Raw genomic sequence first — 25,377 nt, 5'->3', positions numbered from 1 at the left:
TAGTGGGTGCGGAACGGTCCGGGACCTCCCGGGTCGTTCCGCCGTCAAGCGCTCGTCGGCTTATCACCGACCATAGCCACCGTGAACAGTTACTGATCTTTTGTGTAGTACCGAACCCAGTCAATCTTCATACTTGTACCGTCAATCGCATCAGTCACAGGACCTGCAATGTCCGCCTTCAGAATGGCTAAACTCAATAGGATGGTTGTCTCGCTAAAGCAGACATCATTCCGCATCTCATAAAATAGATCGCCGTCCAAGTAAAAACGAAAGTAGTCCTCATCCCACTCCAGGCCATAACGGTGCCATTCTTCAGAGTAATCAGCCACCTTCTTGGCGTGATACTGTGCGACTCTGACCCATTTACTGCCATCATGGTACTCAAGGCTGTAGTCACTGATTAAGTTTCGGTACTCTCCTTTGGATTCACCGAACTCCTGCAACCAACCATTTCTAAGCTCCAACGCCTTTACCGGAACTTCTTTGTCCCAACTCAACTCTAACCACTTTGGGCCATGCTTCTTGGACACCCAACGCGTATTCTCTTTTCCGTCAATGGCATACACTTGCTTTGAAGGAAGCTCATCAAAAATTCCATTGGTGTCAATTGAGGCCTGATTCAATACCGCCAGGTTATCACCTGCTTTGTACCCTTCACCGGACTCCGCCGCTATGACTCGAAATTCGGACACATGGATGGACGCTGGATTATTGGACGTTAAACGAACTTTCTTGGTATAAACGGGCCGTCTTAACTCGACCGCATGCTCGGGTGAGCCATTCAGAGTATGATGCAACTGATCGTCATCATGCGTCACTCTTCCACTGGGCAACGTATAAGTGTCCGTCCAGTTGTGCACATTAGTATTGATGATATTTGGGTAGTGCCCTTCATTAATATCTATTTCGCAGGCTTTATCGCCTTCGCTTACCCCTTGCTTCGGCCACAGCCAGAACGAATTATTGGTACCATAGGCACCAGCGTACTTCATTCGAGCTTCGTAATAGCCAAACCCAAAGGTCTCTTTGGTCCAGACGTTTCCTGTCGTCCAACCCTGTCCCCCTCGATTTTCCTTTTTGCTAAGCAAATAAAGAACGCCATCTTTTACCACCGCGTTATCACGCCAGCGGCTGCTAAGCACCCACTGATTCTCGGTTGGGCCGTTCTGAGATATCCATTTCTTATCTAATTCATCATTTTCATAGTCAAACTCGTCATTCCACGTCAAAGTCCATTGGCTCAGATCAATATCATCACTCGCATTTGAGTAAGCGCATACCCCTGAAGCAACGACGATGAGGCTCACTTTTCGAATAGCATCTACGGTCTTGTTACGCATACGTCTACCTATAAAACGATCATTAAAATTGGTAGCGGTCTCTCCAGCTATTGCCACTCTGGAAAGACCAACATACAAAAACTACACTCTCATCAAACACACCTCATAGAGAGAAGCGCAACGACACTCCATACGACGGACCATACTGAACGATACTTCTCGTCGCTTCGGGAACTGTGTTATACAGGCGCTGGTCGGTATCCAGCAGATTTGTTGCCTCAAAGTTCAGGGTAACCTGGTCATTAAGGTCCCAGCTAGCAGTAAGCGCCAGGTCCTCGTATGAGTCCTGGTAGATGCCAGAGCCACTAAACCCCAACCGGTCCAAAAACTCATCACGCCAATTGTAGGCGAGACGGACGCCGGCAGGTCCTTTCTCCCAGAAGGCCACGAAGTTGACGTTGTTCTCAGACAACCCCGGTTGAGGCAGCTTCTTTCCTGAAGGGTCTTCAAACGGTGTGGTACTTTCAATGAAGGAGTAAGTTGCCATGACACCCAGCCCGTCAAAGGGGGAAGGAAGCCATGAATAGGATTGCTGATATAGGAGCTCTACACCGTCAATCGATCCACCATCACCGTTGATACCTCTTGATATGAGTCCCTGATTGGACCCGTCCAGAGGGTTTACAAAATTGGGGATGGTTTCCGACGTGGTTTGCTGAACCACAAACGACTTGATGTCCTTTACAAAGTAGCCCATAGACACGATTCCCTCGTCTCCGAAGTAGTATTCAATGGAAACGTCCAGCTGGTCCGCCTCAAAGGGTTTTAGTTCCGGGGAGCCTCCAGTTCCGTTACCACTACCGAAGATCATCAAGTCGTTTCTCAGGTCGCCGGTGTTTGGGTAAGAGAGAACACGGGCCGCGCCCGCTCGCACCACGACATCATCTGAAAGATCCGCTTTCACCACAGCGGAGGGCAGCAGGTCATCATTGCTGATTTTTGTCACTATCGGGCGCGGCGGCTCACCCTCCACCCTCAGCGTACCTGTCGAGGTTAAATCCCGGGATAGGTTTCGAACCCCCACATTCCCGGATACCGGAATATCGCCCAACTCTGAATAGAAGTTCAGTTTCCCGTAAAGAGCGGCAAAATCTTCCTCCACGGTGTTGAATCTTGGAGAACGGGTGTCACAGCCCAGCCCCGGATTGTTACCTTCTGAGTACGCCTCGGTCTGCGCCGGGTCGGGATGGTTTCGGTAGAACGACTCCATCACCGTGCACCCACCCGCCTTCATTACCTCTGAAGCAGACAGGTAAGACCTTGGCATGTCAGGCGCCTGACCCGACAGAAAATCAGTACTTGACCAAACGGTAGTAAACGCGTCCAACTGGTCCGCCGGGGTTGCCGGCCGTAAATCGACCGAATTGTTGCTAAATTCCGTTTCAAGTGACGACCAGCGCGCCCCGTACTCCAGGCTCAAGGCGTCCGACAGCTCATGATCAAAGTCAACGCGGAATGCCGAATGATCAGTCCGGTAATTCAGCACGCTGTCGAAGAGGATCGAAAGATGCAGTTCTTCTGGGTCGTTAACCACTGTATTCCCAAAACTGTAGGAAGGAAACTCCGGTCGATAGTCATAGGGCGTTGGGGTGGCGTTGTTCGCCTGGAGTCTGAAAAAGTTCTGGTGTGATTGGCTATCGGAGTTGTTGATTGAAACCTCGGAACTCATCTCAATAGCATCGTTGATCGACCATTCGAAGTTCAGGGCATGGGTGACTACATCATTTGAGAACTTGGCGTATTCCACGTTGGTTTGAACCGGGCGGTGTACTACACCCTTGTACATCACCTCCTGTTCCGACAGCACCGCGTCTGTATGCGCACCAAACCCAGAGAAGACACCCAACCAGTGACGATCGCGCTCGGACTCAATGCGCGACGCTAGCAAATCATACGTTAACTCCGTGTTTTCAGTCGGTTGCCACTGGGCGGTAAAGCTGTAGCCGACCCGGTCCCGGGCATCATCAATCTGCCAGAACCTCGGGTCCTGGTGGTATATGCCAAGCACCCCGTCTCCATTCGGGTCTGGATTGACCAACTCTCCATCAGGCCCCGTGACGGCATTGTATGCCGTCTCATCGTCAAAGCTCAGACCATTCGACAAACGGGTGTAACCGGAAAACGTATTGAAGCCATCTTCACGTATAGCGCTTTCCCCATAGGAACCGCTCAGTTGAAAACCAAGCGTGTCGCCCAGAAACGTGTTCGATACCAAGAAGGACCCCTTCCCCGCAGCTTTTCCTGCCAGATCTCCATACTGAGCGGAAACTGTGCCCGAGGCGACCAAGCCATCATTGTCCAACGGTTTTGCAGTGACAATGTTGACGATGCCACCGACGGCCCCTTCGATGTCATCAGAGGCCGACAGTTTTGTTACCGTTAATCGGGAAACGAGGTCTGAAGGCACAAGGGACAGCAAGCCGTAAGAAGACGTCGCCAGAGTGTCAGGGCCCTGGCCGCCGCGACCACTCGCGTCGTAGACTTCTCGGCCATTTACCAACACAACATTATTTCGCAGCCCCCGAATAGATATGGAGGCTCCCTCGCCTATACCACGATCAACCTGCACACCAGACACCCTCTGGAGCGATTCGGCAATGTTGGAGTCCGGCAACTTGCCAATATCTTCCGCGACAATTGCATCAACCACTTGGGCCGACTCTCGCTTGATATCCTTCGCTCTACCGAGACTCTGTCGAATGCCTGTTGTGACAATCTCTTCAACAACTGGGCTGCCATTAGGCGAGCTTGTCTGGCTAATTGCCGGCATAGCCAGCAACCCAGTCAACAACGTTGTTTGCGCTCCCACCGCTATCATTATTCCAGTGGCAATCGGGTTTCTCTTTAGTCGCACTGTTATTCTCCTGAGTATTGTTATCTTTAAACTCATTCGCAGGGTGTCTAAACGCCCCACTCTTACATAGAGTGTTTTGACGGAGCATTTTTGACACATATTCTTTTACGTTTTTTTGAAAGACTGTTGCGATCGAACCACGCCGCTCTTACGCGACTATAAGCAAGCGTTCTCTTTCTCAGAGGAGTGGATTTACGGGGAGAGCAAAGTGATTCAGGCAGGGAGTAGAGCGACATGAGCTCCCGCCGCCCGTGAGAGCTGCGGGAGGGAGGTAGTGATGGGGGCTACTGAACCGTGTAAGGCTCCCGTTGCTTTGCCGCCCGAACGCGCTCTTTATACAAAGCATCATAGAAGGCTTTTCGGCGCTCCATATAGGGGTAGGCTTGGAGCAGAACGTTTGACTGGTTCTTCGCGTTCCACTCGTTCCAAAGCTCTGCCAGTTGCTCTTGCTTCTGCGGGTGTTCTCCCAACAGGTTTTCACTTTCGTAGGGATCATTCACCATATCGAAGAAGCCTTTACCAACGCCCGGCAAGGGTTGACGCATGTACTTGTACTCTGGCGTGCGAACAGCCCAAAGGTAGTCGTCCTCTTCCAGCCGCCAAAACAGGGCTTTGTGAGGCGACCCCTGCCGCTCATCGGATAGAAACGGCATGAGGTTCACTCCATCCAGCTTGTCCTCGGGCACTTCTGCCCCGGCCAGCGCAACGGAGGTCGCTGCGATATCCAAAGCCGAGACCAAGCCATCAAAGCGTTTGCCCTCTGGAAGGGTTCCCGGCCAGTGCACAACAAACGGAACATGTACCCCGCCTTCAAGCAAGCTCACTTTGCCGCGCCGGTAGGGAGAGTTGTCCGCCCAGTCGGCATTGGGCATCCAGGACTCTGGGTAGACACCACCATTGTCCGACAGAAAGAAAATCAGGGTATTTTCGTACTTACCCGATTGCTTTAACGCCTCAAGCACTTGGCCAATCCCACGGTCCATAACGTCCACCATCGCGGCATAGGTACGCCGCTCCGGGTCTTCAATGTGTTGATACTGATCAGTAACGTCCTGAGGCGCCTCCAGCGGTGCGTGGGGGGCGTTGTAGGAGAGGTAGAGCATAAACGGCGAGTCGCTCTCGCGCACGAAGCGGGCGGCATCACGACTCAGCGCCGTTGTCAGGTATTCGTCGAAGGTGGCCCCTTTTTCATTTCGCATTAACGGCAAATAACCCCCTTCATTCACCATGTAGTCCGGCTTGCCACCTTCGGTCAGCAACGGGCGGGTCACGCTAACATCCTCCGGAAAGTAGTTATGGCCCCCTGACAAAAATCCATAGAAGTAGTCAAACCCCCGGCGATTGGGGTGATGATTCGGAGCTGCGCCGAGGTGCCATTTTCCGATAATGCCTGTGGTATAGCCAACCGCCTGGAGACGCGAGGCAAATGTCCGCTCCTCCTCCGGCAGCCCCGCATGAGGATCATACGGTGAATAGGCGACATTATTTTCCATCCCAAAACGCGCCTGGTAGCGCCCGGTCAGCAATCCCGCCCGGGAGGGGCCACAATAGGGGTGGGTCACATAGCCGTTCTCCATGACCACCCCTCCGGCGGCCAAATCATCAATATTGGGCGTTCTGATTTCTTTGGAGCCGGTGTATCCAAGGTCTCCATAACCCAGATCATCCGCCAGAATCACCAGAATATTCGGCTGAGTTGCCTCAGCCTCGACGGTCGTGGAGAAAAACAAACACAGCAACCCCGCCATCAAGCAAGCGAATTGGGACAGACACGAACCCACACGAATAACAGACATTACCCACCTCATTATTGTATATTGTCATCAATATAGCACACACTTGCTGCCCCGAAAACCCTGCGCCGCAGCCCCACCAAACTATCGTGCAGGCACTCAAATCATCGCACCAGTGTGACTCTCGTCTCAAAACGGGATGATTGGCACCCAAACCACCGATCTACCTACTAGCCTGCCTTAGAAATGTGTACTGTAGACAATATACGGTTACCAAAACCAGTTAAGGCCCGCCACCAACACATAAGACCAAGGGCCCTTTCACTTCGCCCCATGCCCAAGCACTACACCGACAATCGCTGGCATGGGTCGATGTGTTCGCACTCCGTCCCCTCTTTTGCAGGGGTCACGCGAGTGCTTTCTCACCTCGAGCGGTAACGAAAGGGAATTCCGGCTAGCAGCCCAGTGGTATGGCTTGCTAGACATCAATAATCCTATAACTAATCGTGCTTAGAGGTTTTTATGAATAAAAAGCAGCTAGCGACACTCCCCTTAATGATTGCCACCCTCTCGGGCGGCACATTGGCGGGGTACCACGCGGTCGCGCAAACGTTAGAAGTCGAGGCAGAGGCCTTTGACGGGTCCGGTGGAAGTTACGCTGATGGACAGCCACAGCCGGTGAGCGTCTACACCGTCAATGGCACTGATGCCATCAACTACGTCAATCATGGGGATTACGTCGAATACGAGATAGAGCTTGCCGACGCCGGCACCTACGGTGTGGAGTATTTGGTGGGCACCTCTGTGAGCTCGGGCTCGGAAGTGGAGTTTCTGGTCAACGACGGCTCCAGTTGGAACAGCCAGGGCCAGACCACCGTGCCCACCGGCCACTGGGACTACTTCGAGTCCGTCCTCGCGCCCCATACCGTTCAACTGCCGGCCGGTACGGTACGCATTCGGTTGCACGGCTCGGGCAGCAATGCTTGGCAGTGGAACATGGATAAATTCCGGCTGACGCTGATGGAAAGCGACGTTGAACCCGAGCCCACTCCGGGGCTGCGGCAAGAAGCCGAAAACTACCATGCCATTGGTGGCACCTATGCCGACGGCCAGCCCGACCCCATCAGCGTATATACGGTAAACGGCGCGACGGCCCTGAATTACGTCAACCGTGGCGACTACGCTGATTATCAGGTGTCGGTGCCACAGGCCGGCCTTTACGATCTGACCTATTACATCGGCACGGCCATCAGCGACGGCGCCGCCGTTGAATTATTGGTCAACGAAAGTGGCAGTTGGGTTTCCAAGCACACCACGTCTGTCCCCGCCAGTAGCTGGGACACGTTCAACGCTCTGGAGGCCACGAGCAGCGTCTACCTGCCCCAAGGGGTAGTCGATATTCGACTTCAGGGCGCGGGCAGCAATGACTGGCAGTGGAACCTGGACGCCTTTGAGCTGAGTTTTGCAGGCACCGCCTCCAGCAGCAGCTCGAGCGCCTCGTCCAGCTCGTCCATGCCCTCTTCCAGCGCCTCATCGAGCGCTTCTTCAAGCGTGACATCCAGCGTGTCTTCAAGTGCGTCGTCCAGCGCCTCAAGCGCGCCTCCGTCCGGTGACCCGATCCCTGTTTCGGGCACTTTCACTCTGGAAGCAGAGCACTACCAAGCGTCCGCAGGCGAGCTGGAAACCTATCAGGTGGACGGCGGCACCGCGGTGAACTATTTCAACGCGGGTGACCACATTGAGTTCGTGATCAATCACAGCGACGGGGGGCTGTATGAAGCGGTGTACCGGGTCGCCACCGGTAACAGCAGTGGAACTGCCGCCGGCCTGATGGTTACTGACCACAGCGGTGACCTGGTGCTGAAAAACACCACTGCCATTACCAGCCAGGGTGACTGGGACACTTTCTACGACCAAACCTCCAGCACTCGCTTTAACATCTTCCCAGGCGAGTCCCGCATTCGGATCACGGGCGCGGGGTCGGAGGACTTCCAGTTCAACATCGACGCCATTGAGTTCCGCCGAATCGGAGCCGTGGACAATAATCTGGACGGTGATGGGGACGGCATCTCGGATATCAACGACGTTTGCCCCGATACCCCCGACTCGGAAGTCGCCAACGGCGAGGGCTGCTCTGCCTCCCAACGCGACGGGGATGAGGACGGCATCAGCGACCTGATAGACCAATGCCCTTCCACGCCTCAAAACGCCTTTGTGGATGAACAGGGCTGCGAAAGCTCCGGCGGCGACGACGATGACTTTGATGGCGTCGCCAACGAGAGTGACAGCTGCCCCACCGCCTACGGCGTCAATGTTGGCCCCGACGGTTGCAGCGCTACCGGCCGTGACAACGACGGAGACGGCGTCGTCAACGCTGAAGACACCTGTTCCGCTACCCCCGCTGGCGAGTTTGCCAACCGCAATGGCTGCTCTTCTTCGCAGGTAAGCAATGCGGAAACGGTAACCGTCAACGTCAATGCCAATATCGAGCATATCGTCAACGGCGTCTCCGACTTTGGGCGGGATCGCCACATGACTATGCACTCCACCGTGTTCGAGCAGGACTGGAACGGGCACACCGACAAGCTCAATTACGTTCTGAACACCCTGGACGTCTATTTTGGTCGGGACAACGGGTCTGCGACCTGGAAGTTCGGCGAAACACCGGAAGACGAACAGCGGCCCAACCACGCTGACCTCGAGTGGATGGTGACGCGCGGCGAAGAGCTACGGCAACTCTACGAGAATACGCCGCTGTATGATCGCTTCCCGGAAAGCAAAACCGAAATGATTGCCGGGACCAATCCACACCCGACGTATCCCACGCTGTCCTGGTACTCAACGGGCTTTACCAACACCGACTGGCAGCCCAAGGACATTCAGACCTCGGCCGAATGGATGGGGCAGTACCTGGAGCAATACTTCGCTCACAGTGGCAACGGCAATGTCGGTGAACCCATGCCCACTTTTTGGGAAGTGATTAACGAGCCGGACATGAAAATGAAAACCGGCGCGTTTATGGTCACCAACCAGGAGGCGATCTGGGAGTACCACAACCTGGTGGCCAACCAGATTCGCAGCCGCCTCGGCAGCGAAGCACCAATGATTGGCGGCATGACCTGGGGTCAGCATGATTTTTATAAACGTGACGGGATTTCCCGCTACGCTGACGACAACTACGACCAATGGATCACCCACGAAGACCCACAGCAGGAAGCGGAAGCCGAAGCCTTCTATGAGAATGCGATGGCGACCCCAGTGGACGATACGCGAGCCCAGGACTGGTACCAGTGGGACGTGATGTGGAAAGGCTTTATGGAAGCCGCCGGCGACAATATGGACTTCTATGCCGTACACATCTATGACTGGCCCTCCGTGAACATGACCGGCCCGGAAACCCTGCGTCGAGGCGGCCATGTGCAGGCCATGCTGGATATGATGGAGTGGTACGACGTTCACGAAAACGGCGTCAACAACCGCAAACCCATCGTACTGTCCGAGTATGGTGCCGTTCAGGGCGGCTGGGACCAGCGCGCTCACGAAGAGCGGTTCGATGCGGAAAGCCTGAAGTCCTTCAACGCCATGCTGATGCAGTTCCTGGAGCGTCCGGACTACGTGATCAAGTCCATGCCCTTTACGCCCGCCAAACCCCTGTGGGGCTACCTGCCGGGCGGCTGTGGCTACGACGACGCCACACCGTGCACCACTCGCTACCACTACGCTATGCTGATTGAAGACCAACTCAATAGCGGCAACTGGGAGTGGTCGTCCTACATTCATTTCTATGAGCTATGGAAAGACGTTCAAGGCACCCGCGTCGACACCGCCTCCACCGACCCGGACGTACAGGTAGACTCCTACGTCGACGGTTCCAACCTGTTTGTGATCCTCAACAACCTGGAAACCGCCGCCACGACAGTCGACCTGAACGTGTCTGGCCTCGGGGGCAACAGCCTCAGCAACGTTGAGCTCCGTCAGCTGTATTACCCGGGTGACGACAGCGTGTTGCTGGACCGCCGGCATATGAACCAGGCCCCTTCCACGGTAACGCTTGAGGGCAATGGCACCGTGGTGCTGCGCTACAGCACCAACGCCAACATTGCGGTCAACGAGCAGGTGCAGGAGCACAAGTACTTCGGCGACAGCGTCAGCGGTGGCAGTGAACCCCACCGGGTATCCGTCGCGGGCGGCGCCGTGGAGCTGAACGTCGACGGCGTTCAGGTGCCTTCGGGTGCCGCTGAGGCCATGCTTCGACTCACCGTGGCCCTGTACCCGGGAGAAGACGACGTTGAAGGGGGCAACCTGACCCTGGACTCGCTCACCATCAACGGTACAGCCGTAGAAACGCCTATCGACTGGCGCGGCCCCAAAGAGAACAGCGCCGAGCGGTATTTCGCCACGCTGGAAATACCGGTGCCGGTCAGCGTGCTTCAAAGCAATAACCAGATACTGGCGGACTTCCACCATAACGGTGAGCTGACGGTATCAAACCTGACGGTGTGGGACTTCTCCACCCAACCGCAACGCTAACCCACCCCCTTCGCCCCCACGGCCTGCGCTGTGGGGGCGCTTCCCGCCCTCGCTCTTCTCATCCTCCGCCGGTATATTCCTTTTTCATATAAGCCTACGTAAACCACCCACTATTTCCTCTACCATTTTTGTTTATTGTCACCAATCTCCTATTGACAATAATTTGTATTGGTTCACAATTACGGTAAGGGTATAACAAACCTGCCTGTCGAGCAGACCGACTATCCTTTTGAGAGCCCCGCCTTCGGGCGCTCCCATAAAAATAATGAGCAACTACCAGCGAGGTTCAAGATGCCATCTATCGCCAAGCACTTTAAATTGACCGCCCTGTCTGCGGCCATTTTCGCGACCCACGGGTTCCCCGCCTATGCCCAGCAAGCCGACGATGCCGACTCTCAAAACGGAGAGAACGATATCGAGCTGCTAGAAGAGATTGTGGTTACGGGTATCCGTGGAGCCCTTCAGCAGTCCATTGACGACAAGCGCACCGCCCAGAACATCATGGATACCATCAACGCCGAGGACATGGGTAAAAACACCGACCAGAACATCGCCGATGCACTGGGTCGGGTTACTGGGGTATCCGTGGTTCAGCGCAACGGCGAAGGGGCTCAGGTCACTGTTCGCGGCGCCGGTGCCAACCAGAACAACATTTCCATCAACGGGCAGCAGTTGACCTCCACCTCCTTTAGTCAGGCTGTGGACCTCAGCTCTTTCTCGACGGATATTTTGTCCAAGCTGGAGGTGGTCAAAACCCCCAGTGCGGACCACGACGAAGGCTCTCTGGGTGCCTCCATTAACCTGGTCACCACCCGACCGCTGGACCGTGCTGAGGATGTTCGTTCCCTGACTGTTCAAGGTCGCTACAACGACTTCAGCGAAGAGGAGGACTACAAGGTCCAAGCTTCTGTCTCGGAAACGTTTCTCGACGAAACACTCGGTGTTGCATTGACCGTCTACGACGAGACCAACACCTACCGCCGCGACCAGTACCGCGTAGAAGACTTCGAAGCATCAGGCCTGATAGAGGTAGCTCGCGACCAAAACGGCGACATCATCTCCGGTGTAAAAGCAATCCAACCCACCGCCACGTTCTACGAACAGTCAAAAAATACCAATGATCGTCAAGGCGCCAACCTGGGCATTCAGTGGGCGCCGACAGATCGCACCGAGTTGATGTTCAACACCACTTATACCAAACAGGAAGAAACCCAACAAAAAGATGGGTTTGCCGTTCGAGACAATCGTGTTACCAACTTTGTGGAAGGGCGGGACGTTCTTCCCAACGACATTCGTCCGCCCGCACCGTTTACTGATCCTCAGGAAGATTGGTACACGATCAATACCGACACAAACACGTTCATTAAGAAGATGAACCGCTTCTCGGTTGGCGACGTGGTTTCCTCCATAGGCGGTGACGAGCGAGAGAATATCAGCGCTACACTGGACTTTTCCCATGAGTTTACCGACCGGTTCCGCATGGAGAGCAAGATCGGTTACTCCAGCAGCGAATCGGAAAGCCTCCCCAACGCTTATGCAGTCATGCAGAACTTTGTCCAGGTACCATCTCGCTTGCTGTACGACGCTGGTCGTGATATCGAGCCCGCGGGTTTTGACTGCACCTCCGGAAGCTGCAAGCTCGTTACAGGTGACAGTTTTGTAGATCTGGGAGAGCAAATCGACCCCCTCCCCGACACACCGGCGTACGAGGACAACACTGCCTTTACCGGCTACAACCCCGCCGACATTGCCTCTCAGAATCTGTCTTTTCTTTCTGAGAATGCGATTAAAGTAGAAGACGAACTCACCAGCTTCCAGATGGACTTTGACTACGACATTAATACATTGGGACTAACTACCATTGAGTTTGGGGCAAAGGCCAGTCGTCGCGAGAAGTTCGTCGATCAACAGAACTACCAGTTCAACAGCATCACGAAAACAGAAGTCATTCGGGACGAGAACGACAGGGTAATCGTCGTTCCTGGCGGCCCTCTGACGGACGTTCGAGGAGTAGATGTCCAAAAATCCGGGCTCGAGTGGGTCAACTTTATGGACTCACTGGGCTACGAGGTCCCGGGCATTGCAAACTGGGTTCCGTTTGATGGCGTAGACACCATCAATCTTGTTCTGGATGATGAGAATACCGTCCGCACACCGGACAAGACCAAAACCCGAGCTATTGATATTGACACCGCTGCCATCTACTTGAAAACCAATTTCTCCTTCATGGATGACCGCCTGACCGGTGACCTCGGTGTTCGTTATGTCAAGACTGAAGTTCAGGCCGAGGGGTTTGGCGGGGTCGACTTCTGGCAGAATGGCGAAACCCTTCAGCGCGAATTTGATCTGGTCCAACTGCGCGATCTCCGTGACACCAGCCTCCCCGAATGCCGGGCGCCGGAGTTTGACGACCCCGCGAACCGCAAAGGCTACGAGCAGAAGTACCAGCGTGTGGACGGACAAGGTTGGGATGTTTCCGCAGGTCCGGATCCCTCTGGCTGGACCCCTATCGCCGACCAGGGCCCCTGTCACGATCCTGCCTATGCTGCTTGGGCCGCCTACCAGCAGGATCAGAGCCTGCCCGACCCGGGCGCAGAAATCAACTGGTACACTATGTGGCGCTATGCCGACGTATCCACCGTTCGCAATGGTGCATGGGAGGCAGGACTGGCTGAACCACCGCTGGACTATGATTCCTCAGTTTCCACTGACAACGCCGATACCAATGCTTACAGCTGGATCGACCCTGTCAACAAAGAGCTGAAGTCGTTCGCGGCCACCGGCAGCAACGAATATGAAAACGTGTTGCCCAGCCTGAACATAAACTACGCGTTTACCGATGATCTGGTTGGTCGCTTCGCTGTGTCTAAGACCATGACACGTCCTGAAATCGATAAACTCCAATCCGGTTTCAGCATCACCGAAGGCGGCTACTGGGGTACAGGCGATCCGAACGTCGGCCGCTTCCAGCAGTTCAACACCCAGCTCGAGCCGCTGGAATCCAAAAACCTTGACCTTTCGTTGGAGTGGTACTTTGACGACTCAGCCATGCTAAGCGCGGCAGTGTTCCACAAAGACATGAGCAACTTCACAGATACTGAGAGCGCTCAAGTGTACTTGAGCGACCTTCGCTCACTTGAAGGCACGGTTGATCCGAATGACCTGATCATGCTGCCAGCCAATGACGGCACCGATGACAACGGGCTCACCGGTTGTATGCCGCTGCGAGCGACCGCTGACTATGGTTGGTTCCCCTCAGATCCGAACCGTTTCAGTGATGATCTGCGCGACCTTTGTGGGATTTATAGCTTGGAGAAAGTGATCAACGGTAAAGGCGCCTCCATTACGGGTCTGGAACTGGGTTATCAACAAACCTACCACTTCCTCCCGGGCTACTTCCTGAGCGGGTTGGGTATGTCTGCCAACTATACCTACCAGGACAGTGAGTACGACGCAGACCAGTCCAGCGTTGACCCCAGTAAGATGCTCCCGACCCTGCCAGTGGCGGACACTCCTGAGCATACCTACAACCTGACTGGTTTCTGGGAGCAGGACGGACACCAGGTACGTTTGAGCTACCGCGGCTCCAGCGACTCGCTGGTAGGTAGCGACTGGAATACCGGTCTGTCTGGCCGGACCTGGAATCAGGGCACGTTGTGGAATGAAGGCCGCGACTCGCTCGACCTGTCGGCGAGTTACGAGCTGAATGACAATGTCAGCTTTACCTTCCAGGCCATCAACCTGACCGATGCCGCCTTCCGCCAGTATTTCACCAGCCGTGAAATTGCTGTGGACCGTGTATACAACGAGGAGACTGGTGCCATCGATTTCGTGGCGCTGGAAGAAGGCAATGCGATGGACGGAGAAACACCCAAGTCGCGCACCTACTCCGAGTTTAAAACGGGCATCACCTACCGCTTGGGCGTACGTGTGAGCTTCTAACCAATAAACAGAGCCGGTGTGGGCCCGAGAGGCCTACACCCTTCTCGATACAATAAGTGGTGAAATTTATGAAAATGTTTCAAAAACGACATGCACTGTTAACAGCCATTATCGCAGCGTCACTGACCGGTTGCGGTAGCGATGACGGTGACGAATCCGGAAAGCCAATCGGCGCCGCCGCCCCCACTCACAGCGGCGACATCACCGTAAATTTACATGAATCTGACGACGCACAGGTCATCGACCTCCTTCAGGACGCCGTAGATCCTGATGCGGACATTCTCCGCGTTAAGAATCTGACCGCCAGTAAAGATGATGAAACTGGCTTTGACGCTTCTCAGGAAGTACGTATCAGCGTTGATCCCTCAGCGATCGCCCCGATGATCGGTACCGGCGACACCTACGAGATGGTCTACACGTACGATATTTCAGATGGCCAAAACAGTACTCAACGGACCGCTACCATTCGTATCGAAGGGGAAGACTTTGCGCCTGAGTTCGGTCAGCTAAAGGCGTCCTATGACGCATCTGACGATGCGGTTACAATCGACCTTCTGCAAGGTGCCACGGATGCCGACGGCGACGAGCTGTCCATAAGCGGTTTCACCGCGTCATCGGAAAACCCGGTGGACGACTACTCCGTATCTGGCTCAGAACTCACCATCGATATTCCGGCATTTACCAGCGATATTGGCGTTGGGGAGTTCCTTACTCTGAGATTCACCTACAATGTGGAGGACGGGAACCACTCCGTCGAGCGTACAGCGGCGATAACCATCAGTGCTGTCGTTGATGAGCCAGAAGCTCCCTTAGTGAATGGCACCTATTCAGGATCATTCACTACCAATGACTCCATTGTCTATGTAGAGCTCAATGACCCAGAATACATCGTCGATCGCAACGGTGATCCGCTGACTATCGAGTGGGACACCATTACCCCCACAAATGGCGGGCCTGAGCTTTCATTTGACAAATCCAGCGGTACTCAACTGGTCATTGATCCGGTGGACTTTGCCACCCACATCGATACCGTCGGAGCGACCGAGACCTACGAATACAGCTTTGATGTAAATGACGGTGAAGGCGGTTTCGAGATCAGCAGTACTTTCTCTGTGGAGGTCACTCGTGAAGCCCCGGAGAACCTTATCGCTAACGGCAGTTTCGAAAGCGGAGACCTCTCTAGCTGGTCTGCCGACGACACCTCCGTTTTGTCCGTAGAAACCGCAGGTGACGCCTGGGACGGAAGCTTCCAGCTCGTATCTACCGGCGAGCCGAAACTGAGCAATAGCTTCGATGTAGAACCCAACGCTGGTTATCTGGTCCGCCAAGTAGAACGCATTGGCGGTTGGGGCGCTTACTCCGTAAACATCGTTGGCGCAAACGAGACCGAAGACTTTTCCCGCCGCTTCGGGATTCACCCATCGGACAGTGAAGCGTGGACGAAACATGCCTTCCATGTGGCGTCGTTGATGGCAGGTCCCGAATCATCCAGCAGCCGTGAAGTTCAGTACACAATGGCAAATATGAATCTGGATGACGTAGTCGCAATGCGCTACTCCACTGACGCCGGCAACAACCACGTAGCGCAGTCTGGAGAATACAACGTGGGGTTCGAAGGCGGCACAATGGGTGATTGGGTAGTCGGCGACTCTGAAAACGCCAGCATTACCGAAAACCCCGACGAAGTCATCAGTGGGGCCTACAGTCTCTACATTACGAATTGGAATAATGCACAGCTGACTCTGCCGGCGGGTACCGTCGAAAATGGTAAGAAGTACCTACTCAGTATGGACGTACGGGTACTCACGCCAGGCGGCACGGGAAACAGTCCCATGAGTTTAGCAATCTTTGACGCCACCGACGGGGTCACCTCCCCAGTAGGCACCGACTTGACCACAGAGGTTCAACCCCGCTCCAGAAACTTCTTCTTCCAAACAGAAGGAGAGCTGGCCAAGTTCGAGCACTACATTGATGTAGACGCTTTCACTGACGTCAATGACTGGGCATCCCGGAGCGTCATGATCACTTTCAACCCCAACCTGTGGAATCCAAACGGGGAGTTTGTGATCGATAACGTGAAGTTGGTAGAGGTACCCTAGCTCCTTGATCTCCTCCTTGTATGGGCACGCTTTGCGTGCCCTTTTTTTTACCCACTTCTCAACGTTTTATACTAGGCATCCCGTCGCGCCAAGAGTATCTGGCACACGTCCGACCCATTATTGCGCCAAGCGTGAGGGGTATTGGGCTCAAAGGTAATAAAATCCCCTTCGCGATAGTCCATACCGTCCACGATCACCTCATTGCGATCCCCAGCAAACAGCGTTCCCGTTCCCCGAACCACCATTCCTACCCAGGCGTCCTCTGAGGAGTGAATGGGAAACTCGTCCGCGCCGGGTTCGGCTTCCAGAAATACCAGCCCAAGGCCGGCGTCACTGGTGGTCAGCAGTTTCCAGCCTTTGTGTTCGAGTGGCTGGGCCTTCTCAGTGTTTGCTCGAACCAAAACACCCGCGCCATTTCGAGCCAACATGGAAATATGCGATCTCATAGCGTAGTTTCTCCGGTCAGTAGTCATTCGATTTTTTGATTCAAAAAAACCGGGCCTGGTAAGCCCGGTGCACACCTCAAGGCATTTGCTTATTCCACCTGCCAACGGTCCGGCCAGTACCGATAGACGTTGTGTCCGAACTGGTCCAGGCGTTCTTGTGCTTCCGCCAGATAGGCCAGGCTCTGCGCCTTCGCCGCCTTCTGGTCTCCCACCAACAGCACGTAGTCGTTGTCTGCCACCACCTCTCCCGAGGCGTTTTTAAGCACCAACGATACCGTGAACTGCCCTTGCGCATTGCTGGGAAGCGACCACTTTATGTCCGCATAATGGGAAGAGCTATCTTCGGCAACGTCGATGACCTTGTGGCCGGCCACACCGGTTTCCCTGTCCTGGTAGCGAAGCGTCCACTCCAGCGTCAGCGCTTCATGTTCGTACTGGTAGTCATTCACCACCCAGATTTGGGCGTTAAAGGCTTCACCGGCCTGCCAGCGCCGGCGGTCAAACTGCAGGCTGGGCAACAACGGCTGATAGGTGCGTTTGAGATAGTCAAACGACCGCTTTTTCTCACCATAGTAATCGATGACGCCCCATTTGATGTCCGGCCAGTGCGTCATAAAGTGGCAAATGGCCACACCGCTCATCTTGGGCTTGCGGCGACGATAGGTTTCCAGCGCGAACTGGATCACGGTCCCCTGGGCGATCTGTGTGGCTTCCACAAACTCTTCCAGCGAGCCGGTTCGATAATCGTCAAAGACTTCGAAGTTGAGGTTTTTCAGAACATCTATATCCGCCCAGTGATAGGCCCAGCTCACTCCCATTGGCCACAGTTCGTCTTCAGGAATAAACTTTTTCAAGCTCTCCACAGAGGGCGCTGAGGCGGCGGTCAGCTCTGGCACGATCGCGCAGTCCAACTCCGGGTAATACTCTTCCATAAACTCCGCACCACCCTGATAGTAGTGCTCGTTGGCGTGAATGGACTCTTTGGGCTTAAAGCCCATATTGACCGCCGACTCCGAACTGAGCGGCGATGCCAAGCCATAGGGAACATTGGTGCAGCTTTTTACCTCGTCCCCGATCACATCCATCAGATAGCGGTTGCCGCTCTCTTCGTGGGCGCCTGAGAAGAATACCTCTTCACCGCCCATCCAGAAAATTTGGGAGGGGTGATTGCGACGCTCTCGAACAATGGCCCGGCACTCGTGCAGTACATCCTTCACAAAGGCGTCTTCTTTCGAGTAAGCCTGGGTCGCCAGAGTAAAGTTGGTCCAGACGGTAATACCCAACTCATCACACAACCGGTAGAAATCCGGAATCTCCGGCGGGTGCCATCCGAAAATCCGCAAGTTGTTGATGTTGGCCTCCTTGACCATGGCCACCCGATCCTCGTACTTCTTCAGGTTATTGCGCCCATAGAGCAGCGAGGGCTGGCCACCCCAGCACGCCGAGCGAAGGAAGTGCCGTTTGCCGTTGACCACAAACGTCCAGGGGTACTCGGTTTCCTCCGGGGTGAAACCCGGATTCATCTCCATGCGAATTTCCCGCAGCCCGATCACTTCTTGCTGCTGGTCACTACCACCGCCCTCTTTCTCGACACTGACGTCCAGGTTGTAGAGGTTCTGGTCTCCCATATCCCAGGGCCACCACAGTTTTGGATCTGTCGCGGTCAGACGTTGTTCAAGGGTGTTTAAACCGGGCTCCAACCGAACGCTTTTCGTTTCACCGACGGGAGTCGCCTCACAGTTACGCCCGGACAGCGCGAATTCCAGATCCGCGGTCACCGGCTTGTCTCCGTGGTTCCACACATCCACCAGAACATCCACCGCCGCCTCGCCGGGTTGCGGCAGGCTGACATCAGCGCGAACGTTGTTGATGCGCACGGCGTCAGTCGCTTCGATACGGATTGGTCGCCAGATGCCAAAGGGCACCAGGCCGGTAAAGTAGTCCCCGGAGAAGTTGACTTTCTTGCCACCACACAGGCGATAATTCTTGGGCGGCGGGTCCAGCTTGATCATCAGCATGTTCGAGCCGTCACGCCAGTCATCAAAATTGATGAACTCGGTGATGTCGAACTCAAACCCGGAGAACATGCCCTCGTGGCGCCCCAGGTGGTGACCGTTCAGCCAGACATCACAGCTGTAATCCACACCCTCAAAAAGCAGCCGAATGACTTTCCCCTTCATGGATTCCGGCACCGCGAATCGGTGGCTGTACCACCACTCGTATTCCTGAGCCCATTTGGCTTTGTGCATATTGCGGCCAAAGTACGGGTCTTCCAGCTCGCCGGTGCGGTACAGATCGGTGTAGACGTCGCCGGGCACGGTGGCGAAATTCCAGCTGAACGTGGTCCCCTGGTATTCGGCGGGCAACAGATGCAGCTCCTCCCGGATACCCTGCCCCGGGCGCATTTTTTCCATTTGCCAGCGGTGGCCGCTGAGGTCCAAATTGATTCTAGACATTAATACAACCCCTTACTGAACGTATTATTCGTAATTAAAATAGACGGCACGTTTTTGCAGATAGTTTTCAATGCCGTAAACGCCGTCCTCGCCGCCAACGCCGCTGCGCTTGTGGCCGGAGTGATAACCCTGGATATACCCGGAAATCGGCTGATTCACGAAGACCGTACCCACTTGCATATGATGGACGGCATGCATGATTTTCTTGATGTCTTTGGTGAAGATATAGGACGACAGACCATCCTCCCGGTCATTGGTAATGGCCAGCGCTTCCTCGTAATCCTTGACCCGGATAATGGGCAGCACAGGCCCGAAAATCTCGTCCGTTGCCACCGGCATATCAGCCGTCACCTGAGTCAGTACCGTGGGTTCATACCAGTGGCCTTTTTCAAATTCGGAGCCCTCAGGACGCTTTGCACCGGTGGCGACCTGCGCGCCTTTTTTGATGCTTTCCTGAACCAGGCCGTTCACCCGTTCGATGCTCGCACCGGTCACGCTTGGCCCCATATCCACCTCCGAGTCCGGCTGGCCGTAGCGAATCTTTTTGACGCGCTCCAGCACCATGGCTTCGAACTTGTCGGCGATGGACTCCTGCACCAGAACCAGCTCGTTACAGATACACACCTGGCCACAGTTGGCAAAGCGAGAGATCACCGCGGCATCGGCTGCTTTCTCCAGGTCGGCGTCTTCAAGTACCACAAACGACGCCTTGCCTCCCAGCTCTAGCACCAGGCCAGAGACATTTTCGGACGAGGCCTTGTAAATCGCCTGCCCTGCACGCGTACTGCCAGTCAAGGAAACCAGACGAGTCATCGGGCTGGAGACCAGGTGGGAGCTAAGGGTAATGCCCGTACCGCTCACCAGGTTCAGTACACCCGGCGGCAAACCTGCCTCGTGCGCCACCTGGCAGAACAGAGAGGCGGTTACCGGCGTCGCCTCGTGGGGCTTGAGCACCATGGTGTTGCCCGTTACCAGCGCTGGTCCGACTTTCCGCCCGATCAACGCCAACGGGAAGTTGTAGGCGCACAGACCCAACGTTACCCCATAAGGCACTTTTTGAATCCAGATCTGTTCGTTGGGGTTGTCCGAAGGGTAAATGTTGCCTTCAATGCGCCGGGCGGCTTCCGCCGAGTACGTCAGGTAATTCAGCGTATCGTCGAACTCCCCCTGCGCTTCCGGTGTGGTTTTGCCCTGCTCCAGCACCAACAGGCGAACAAACTCTTCCCGTCGTGCCTTCAAGCCTTCCACGATTGCCAGCAAATGCCGGCCGCGCTCAATCGCGGGAAGCGCCTGCCAGTCCAACTGAGCCTTTTGCGCACTTTTCAGAGCGCGGTCGGCGTCTTCCACCGTGCAGTCGGGGATGGTTGCCCAAACCTCTTCGGTCGCCGGGTTTTCTACGGTGAAGGTGGCGCCATTGGAGGCGTCCACCCACTGGCCATCGATATAACACGGGTAGTGTTGCAGGGACGTAGTCATGATTCTGCTCCTCGTTCACGCCGCTTGTTATTGGAATACAATTATTGAAGTATGTTTTTTCAAACAATGTCTTTCAGATAGCCCCTAAATCCCGAGGGCTTAGCGACCGGTGAATTGGGGTGGCCGCTTTTCCAGGAAGGCCTGAAAACCCTCCTTGGCGTCCCGGGTGTCATATAAGCCGTCCGCCAGTGCCTGCTCCCTTGCCAGCCCCTCGGCCAACGGCAGTTCACCGCCGTCCCGAACGGCCCGCTTGCTCGCCGCCAACGCCAGCGCTGGGCCGGCCGCTACCTGCTTGGCATACGCCATCGTTTCCGACTCAAGCGCGTCGGCTTCGCACAGGCGGTTGATCAGTCCCCAGCGGGCCGCCTCTTCCACCCCAAACGGATCGCCCGATGCCAACAGTTCCAGCGCGCGGGGCATTCCCACCAGACGGGTCAGGCGCTGAGTGCCGCCATTACCGGGAATCAGCCCAAGCTTGATTTCCGTCAGCCCCAAACGGTACGAACCACGCGCGGCAAACCGAACATCACACGCCATCGCGAGCTCCAGACCACCGCCAAGGGCGTGGCCGCCGATTTGAGCGATAAAGAGCACGCCACTGCGCTCCATGGCGCCCAGCGTTCGACGCGCTTGTTCGACCATGGCCTGATTGTCCGCCACGGAATTACTCTGGAACTCCTTGATGTCCGCACCCGCACAGAAAAACCGATCACTGGCGCTACGCAATACGGCCACCAGAACATCGGAGCGCTGGTCCACGTCCGCCACCGCTTCATAAAGGGCCTGCTGGACCGAGAGGTTATAGGCGTTCGCGGGAGGACGGTTCAGCGTAATTTGCGCAACACCCTGTGCCAGGCTGACGCTAACGACAGAGTCAGCCGTTGTTGATGTGCCACTTTTTGTGGCCGCGTCACTGGTATCAGTTGTGGGAACCATGGGGAACCTCGTTGGCAAACTCATATTTTATGGCGTCACTGTGCTCTCCCAACAGTGGCGCGGCGCAATGGGCTGTGAGCCGCTCATTGTTAAAGCGGATGGGGCAACGGGTGGTTTGATACTCAAAGCCGCGGCTATTGGTCACGCTTTGCAGCATGGATAACGCCTTAAAGCCGTCATGCTCAACCAACTCGCGCCAGTTCAACACCGGTGCGCACCAAATGTCCGCTGGCTCCAATATGCCCAGCCAGTGTTCGGTAGTTTGAGTGTTCAGGTGCTTGGCCAATACTTTTTTGATGGGGTCCCGCAGCTCAAACCAACGGCTCGGATCGTCGTACGCTTTTAGCGGCTCGCACGCCAACAGTTCCGCCAATGCGGTAATGGAGCCCATGGCCAGTGCCAAATAACCGTTTTGCGTTTGGTAGAGTCCATAGGGGGCCGCGACCAGTGAGTGGGCGGGGTTCTGTTCGCCACGACTGACCGGTTCACCATCCTGATAAAACAACGTCAGCGGCTCGAACTGAAAGTCCAATATCGCTTCGAGCATACTGACCTCAACACGCGTCCCTTCTCCACTGACCAGCGCTGCCAGAACGCCTTGCACCAATTGCGAGCCAGCCAGGTAATCGGCAACGGCCAGGCCCATGGGCACCGGGCCGTCACTCTCCGCACCGCTGAGCTGAGTCAACCCGGACAACGCCTGAACCAGAAGGTCCTGACCGGGCTTGTGACGCCAGGGTCCGTCTGCCCCGTAACCGGAAATCTCGCCGTACACCAGCGTCGGGTTGACGCTCTTCAGGGTGTCATAGTCGAGGCCGAGACGGTTCATGACACCGGGGCGAAAATTGTGAACGACAACATCCGAGGCCGCCACGAGGCGAGAGATCAGCGCATGGTCCTCCGCGTTTTTAAGGTTAACCTTGAGGCTCTCCTTATCCCGGTTAATGGCTTGAAAAAACGCCGACTCACCATCGAGGTTCAGCTGAGGTGCGTAAATTTTCCGTGTGAGATCTCCCTGCTCGTAGTGCTCCACTTTTATGACCCGAGCGCCCAAGTCACTCAGCCGCAGGGTGGCGACCGGGCCGGCCAGAAACTGGGTAAAGTCGAGGACGCGTATCCCCTCAAGTGGTCTGGTCACAGCGAGAACTCCTTCGTAATCCGTTCGGTCGAATCACCCAAGACCGGTGCCGCTCGGGAAGAAAACAACTTTTCTCCGTTGATTCGGATGGGACAGCGAGTCGTCCGCAGACTGACCGCGTCTCCCCTGGAGACCGTCTGCTCCATTTCCAAAACCTGGTAGGCCTCTTCTTCGGTCAAACGCTGATGGTCGAGCACGTCCGAGCACCAGTAGCCCTCCGGCTCCAACACCGAGAGCCAGTGGTGTGTGGTCTGCGTGCGCAAATGTTCGGAGAGGCGGGCCTTGATGTCATCGCGGTGGTCAAACTGCGCCTGGGGCGTATCGAACATCTCCAGGCCGGTGCAACCGAGGGCACAGCACAGTGTCTCCAGGGAGCCCATAGAGAGCGCAATATGACCATCGGCGGTTGGATAAATGCCGTAGGGCGCACCGAGGTAGACGTGCGCTCCGGCCACTGCGCTTCGCTGGGGCATTTGTTGCCCCTGATTCAGAAATACCGTCAGCCCTTCGAACTGCAGATCCAGAATGGATTCCAGCAAACTGACGCTGACCTTGCTGCCCTGCCCGCTTCGCCTACGTTGCACCAGCGCGGCCAGAATGCCCTGCGCCAAGTGGGTGCCGCACAGCATGTCCGCCACCGCAATACCAAAGGGCGTAGGCGGTTTATCCGCCGTGTTGCTCAACCAGGTCAGCCCGGACACCGATTGCGCCAGCAGGTCCTGACCCGGCCGGTCGCGCCAGGGGCCTGACTCGCCATAACCGCTGACCTCACCGTACACAATGCTCGGGTTCAACTCGTAGACGCTGTCATAGTCCAGCCCCAGGCGATCCATAATGCCCGGGCGAAAGTTATGGGTCATTACATCTGCCTGTGCCACCAGGCGGCGCACCCGCTCCAGGTCGTCCGGGTCTTTCAGGTTGGCCGTAAAGCTTTCCTTGTTACGATTGATGGTGTGAAACAGGACGGAATCTCCGTCCGCCCACAGGTTTTTAGTCGCCAACTTCCGACAGGCATCGCCAGCGCCCGGGCGCTCGATTTTGATCACCCGCGCGCCGAGGTCTGCCATTCTCAAACCGGCGTAGGGCCCCGCCAAATACTGACTGAATTCGAGAACCGTCAGGCCCTCAAGCGGCAGTTTCATACGTTCAGCCTTTCGAGGTTTGGTACAGTTTATTCAGGTGCGCCAGCAGCGCCTTTTCGTCGCCCCCGTCCATCAGGTATTCGCGAATCGGGGCACCGGCGTTGTCCTGAAAATTCATATGGCCGTGGTAGCGGGGCCGCAAAAACGCGCGATCCAGTGCAGGCAGCGTATCGACAAAGTAATTGTCGGACACCTGATTGGCGGTTTCATCCAACCACGCCTGGCGATAACCCGGCTGACCACCAAACTCAATATAGAAGCCTTTCTGCATGTCCGCATTAGCGACAAACCGGGCGTATTCCGCCGCTATCTCTTTATGGTTGGAGCTGGCAGAAATGGCCAGGCCTGTGCCCCCCAACGTGGTCCGACAGCGCTCGCCGTTTTCCAGCGCCACTACGTCCGCAAACTTCAGGCACCGACGTGCGTAATTAGGTTTGGCATAGTTTGCATACCCATAGGCGAAGGGGCAGTAGGCGAAATCGTCAGTCCGCGTCATCGCCTCATAGACTTTGATGGGGTTCCAGTCAAAGCATTGGCGGTCCAGGTGTACGGACAGGTCGCGCAACCGCTGCAGGGCTTCAGTGCCAACGGCTTCGCTGACCACTTCCCCGTCGCTGACACAGGGGTCTTCCCCCAGGGTGCAACACAGCATGTAGAAGTTCATCAACGTATCCTGCGGAATCGAGGGCACGGCCACTTTGCCCTGCTTGGCCAAGGCCATCAGGTCATCCCAGGTCTGGGGCATGCCCACGCCCGCCTCCTCCAGCAAGTCCATACGTGCGGCGGCCACCGGGGTGGCGGCATCAATGGCCAGAGCCCACTGTTGATCGGCATACCGGTAGCTTTCGTGGGAATGGCCAACCGTGTTCGCCGCCTGGTCTGCGAGAAAGTCCTCACCCACCCAATCTTCCAAGGGCACAATCACCCCGGTTTGAGCGGCAAAGCCGGCCCAGGGGTGGTCGATCACCAGTAAGTCATATTCTTTCGCCAGCTCATCAATGGGCTGGTCCGCAAAAGCCTGCAGGGAGCGTTTACTCCAGGTGATGCGCACCCCCGGGTTCAACTCTTCAAAGCGTTGGGCCGTCGCTGTCATGGGCACGTAGCCCCGGGTGTGCCCCCAAGTGATGCCTTTTAATTCAGTAACCGATTGACTCATCTCAACTCCGCTCAATTCATTCATATCTAAATGATGAATTCTATGGTAAATTGTCGACAGTTTTCTTTCAACCAATTTTTTTGGGCACTGCACAAATGACGTACACGCTCCCTGGAGTCCCGCTCCGGA

13 protein-coding genes are annotated in these 25,377 nt (G+C 55.6%); 3 read left to right on the top strand and 10 right to left on the bottom strand.

Annotation, left to right across the window (positions count from 1 at the left end; genetic code table 11):
- Positions 1-89: 89 nt before the first annotated feature.
- From G547_RS0112860 to G547_RS0112850, 3 genes are all read right to left on the bottom strand, one after another.
- Complete coding sequence (locus G547_RS0112860) at positions 90-1,340, bottom strand: glycoside hydrolase family 16 protein (RefSeq protein WP_036188510.1); 1,251 nt, start codon at positions 1,338-1,340, stop codon at positions 90-92.
- Between the two features lie 103 nt (positions 1,341-1,443).
- The gene (locus G547_RS0112855; protein WP_169449453.1) at positions 1,444-4,194 is read right to left on the bottom strand and encodes a TonB-dependent receptor; all 2,751 of its coding nucleotides are present in this window, start codon (positions 4,192-4,194) and stop codon (positions 1,444-1,446) included.
- A gap of 284 nt (positions 4,195-4,478) precedes the next feature.
- The gene (locus G547_RS0112850) at positions 4,479-5,990 is read right to left on the bottom strand and encodes a sulfatase family protein (RefSeq protein ID WP_245573479.1); all 1,512 of its coding nucleotides are present in this window, start codon (positions 5,988-5,990) and stop codon (positions 4,479-4,481) included.
- Between the two features lie 459 nt (positions 5,991-6,449).
- Here G547_RS0112850 and G547_RS0112845 point away from each other — a divergent pair, with 459 nt between their 5' ends.
- The 3 genes from G547_RS0112845 (at position 6,450) to G547_RS0112835 (ending at position 16,498) form a co-directional block, all read left to right on the top strand.
- A complete protein-coding gene (locus tag G547_RS0112845; RefSeq protein ID WP_027330212.1) occupies positions 6,450-10,457 on the top strand; it encodes a carbohydrate-binding protein in 4,008 nt (1,335 codons plus the stop codon).
- 291 nt (positions 10,458-10,748) lie between these two features.
- Positions 10,749-14,399, top strand: coding sequence for a TonB-dependent receptor domain-containing protein (locus G547_RS0112840; RefSeq protein ID WP_027330211.1), 3,651 nt, complete (start codon positions 10,749-10,751; stop codon positions 14,397-14,399).
- Positions 14,400-14,467: 68 nt separating this feature from the next.
- A complete protein-coding gene (locus G547_RS0112835; RefSeq protein WP_027330210.1) occupies positions 14,468-16,498 on the top strand; it encodes a carbohydrate binding domain-containing protein in 2,031 nt (676 codons plus the stop codon).
- A 71-nt stretch (positions 16,499-16,569) separates the two neighbouring features.
- On the opposite strand, the gene G547_RS0112830 is transcribed toward G547_RS0112835, so the two are convergent.
- From G547_RS0112830 to G547_RS0112800, 7 genes are all read right to left on the bottom strand, one after another.
- Positions 16,570-16,944, bottom strand: coding sequence for a cupin domain-containing protein (locus G547_RS0112830; RefSeq protein WP_169449452.1), 375 nt, complete (start codon positions 16,942-16,944; stop codon positions 16,570-16,572).
- 89 nt (positions 16,945-17,033) lie between these two features.
- Complete coding sequence (locus G547_RS0112825; protein ID WP_027330208.1) at positions 17,034-19,400, bottom strand: glycoside hydrolase family 2 protein; 2,367 nt, start codon at positions 19,398-19,400, stop codon at positions 17,034-17,036.
- A 24-nt stretch (positions 19,401-19,424) separates the two neighbouring features.
- Positions 19,425-20,876: an aldehyde dehydrogenase family protein gene (locus G547_RS0112820; protein WP_027330207.1), complete on the bottom strand. Its 1,452-nt coding sequence runs from the start codon at positions 20,874-20,876 to the stop codon at positions 19,425-19,427.
- 99 nt (positions 20,877-20,975) lie between these two features.
- Complete coding sequence (locus G547_RS0112815; protein ID WP_084645990.1) at positions 20,976-21,812, bottom strand: enoyl-CoA hydratase/isomerase family protein; 837 nt, start codon at positions 21,810-21,812, stop codon at positions 20,976-20,978.
- Entirely contained in the window at positions 21,796-22,950 is a 1,155-nt protein-coding gene (locus tag G547_RS0112810; RefSeq protein ID WP_027330205.1) for a CaiB/BaiF CoA transferase family protein, read from the bottom strand. Before G547_RS0112810 ends, G547_RS0112815 begins: the two co-directional genes overlap by 17 nt.
- Complete coding sequence (locus G547_RS0112805) at positions 22,947-24,092, bottom strand: CaiB/BaiF CoA transferase family protein (RefSeq protein WP_027330204.1); 1,146 nt, start codon at positions 24,090-24,092, stop codon at positions 22,947-22,949. The genes G547_RS0112810 and G547_RS0112805 overlap by 4 nt, the downstream gene beginning before the upstream one ends.
- A gap of 4 nt (positions 24,093-24,096) precedes the next feature.
- Positions 24,097-25,248, bottom strand: coding sequence for an ABC transporter substrate-binding protein (locus G547_RS0112800; protein ID WP_027330203.1), 1,152 nt, complete (start codon positions 25,246-25,248; stop codon positions 24,097-24,099).
- Between the last annotated feature and the right edge of the window lie 129 nt (positions 25,249-25,377).

Origin of the sequence: Marinimicrobium agarilyticum DSM 16975, assembly GCF_000423345.1 — a bacterium.
In the GTDB taxonomy this organism is placed as follows: Bacteria; Pseudomonadota; Gammaproteobacteria; order Pseudomonadales; family Cellvibrionaceae; genus Marinimicrobium; species Marinimicrobium agarilyticum.
This window is presented reverse-complemented; position numbering and strand designations above follow the sequence as displayed.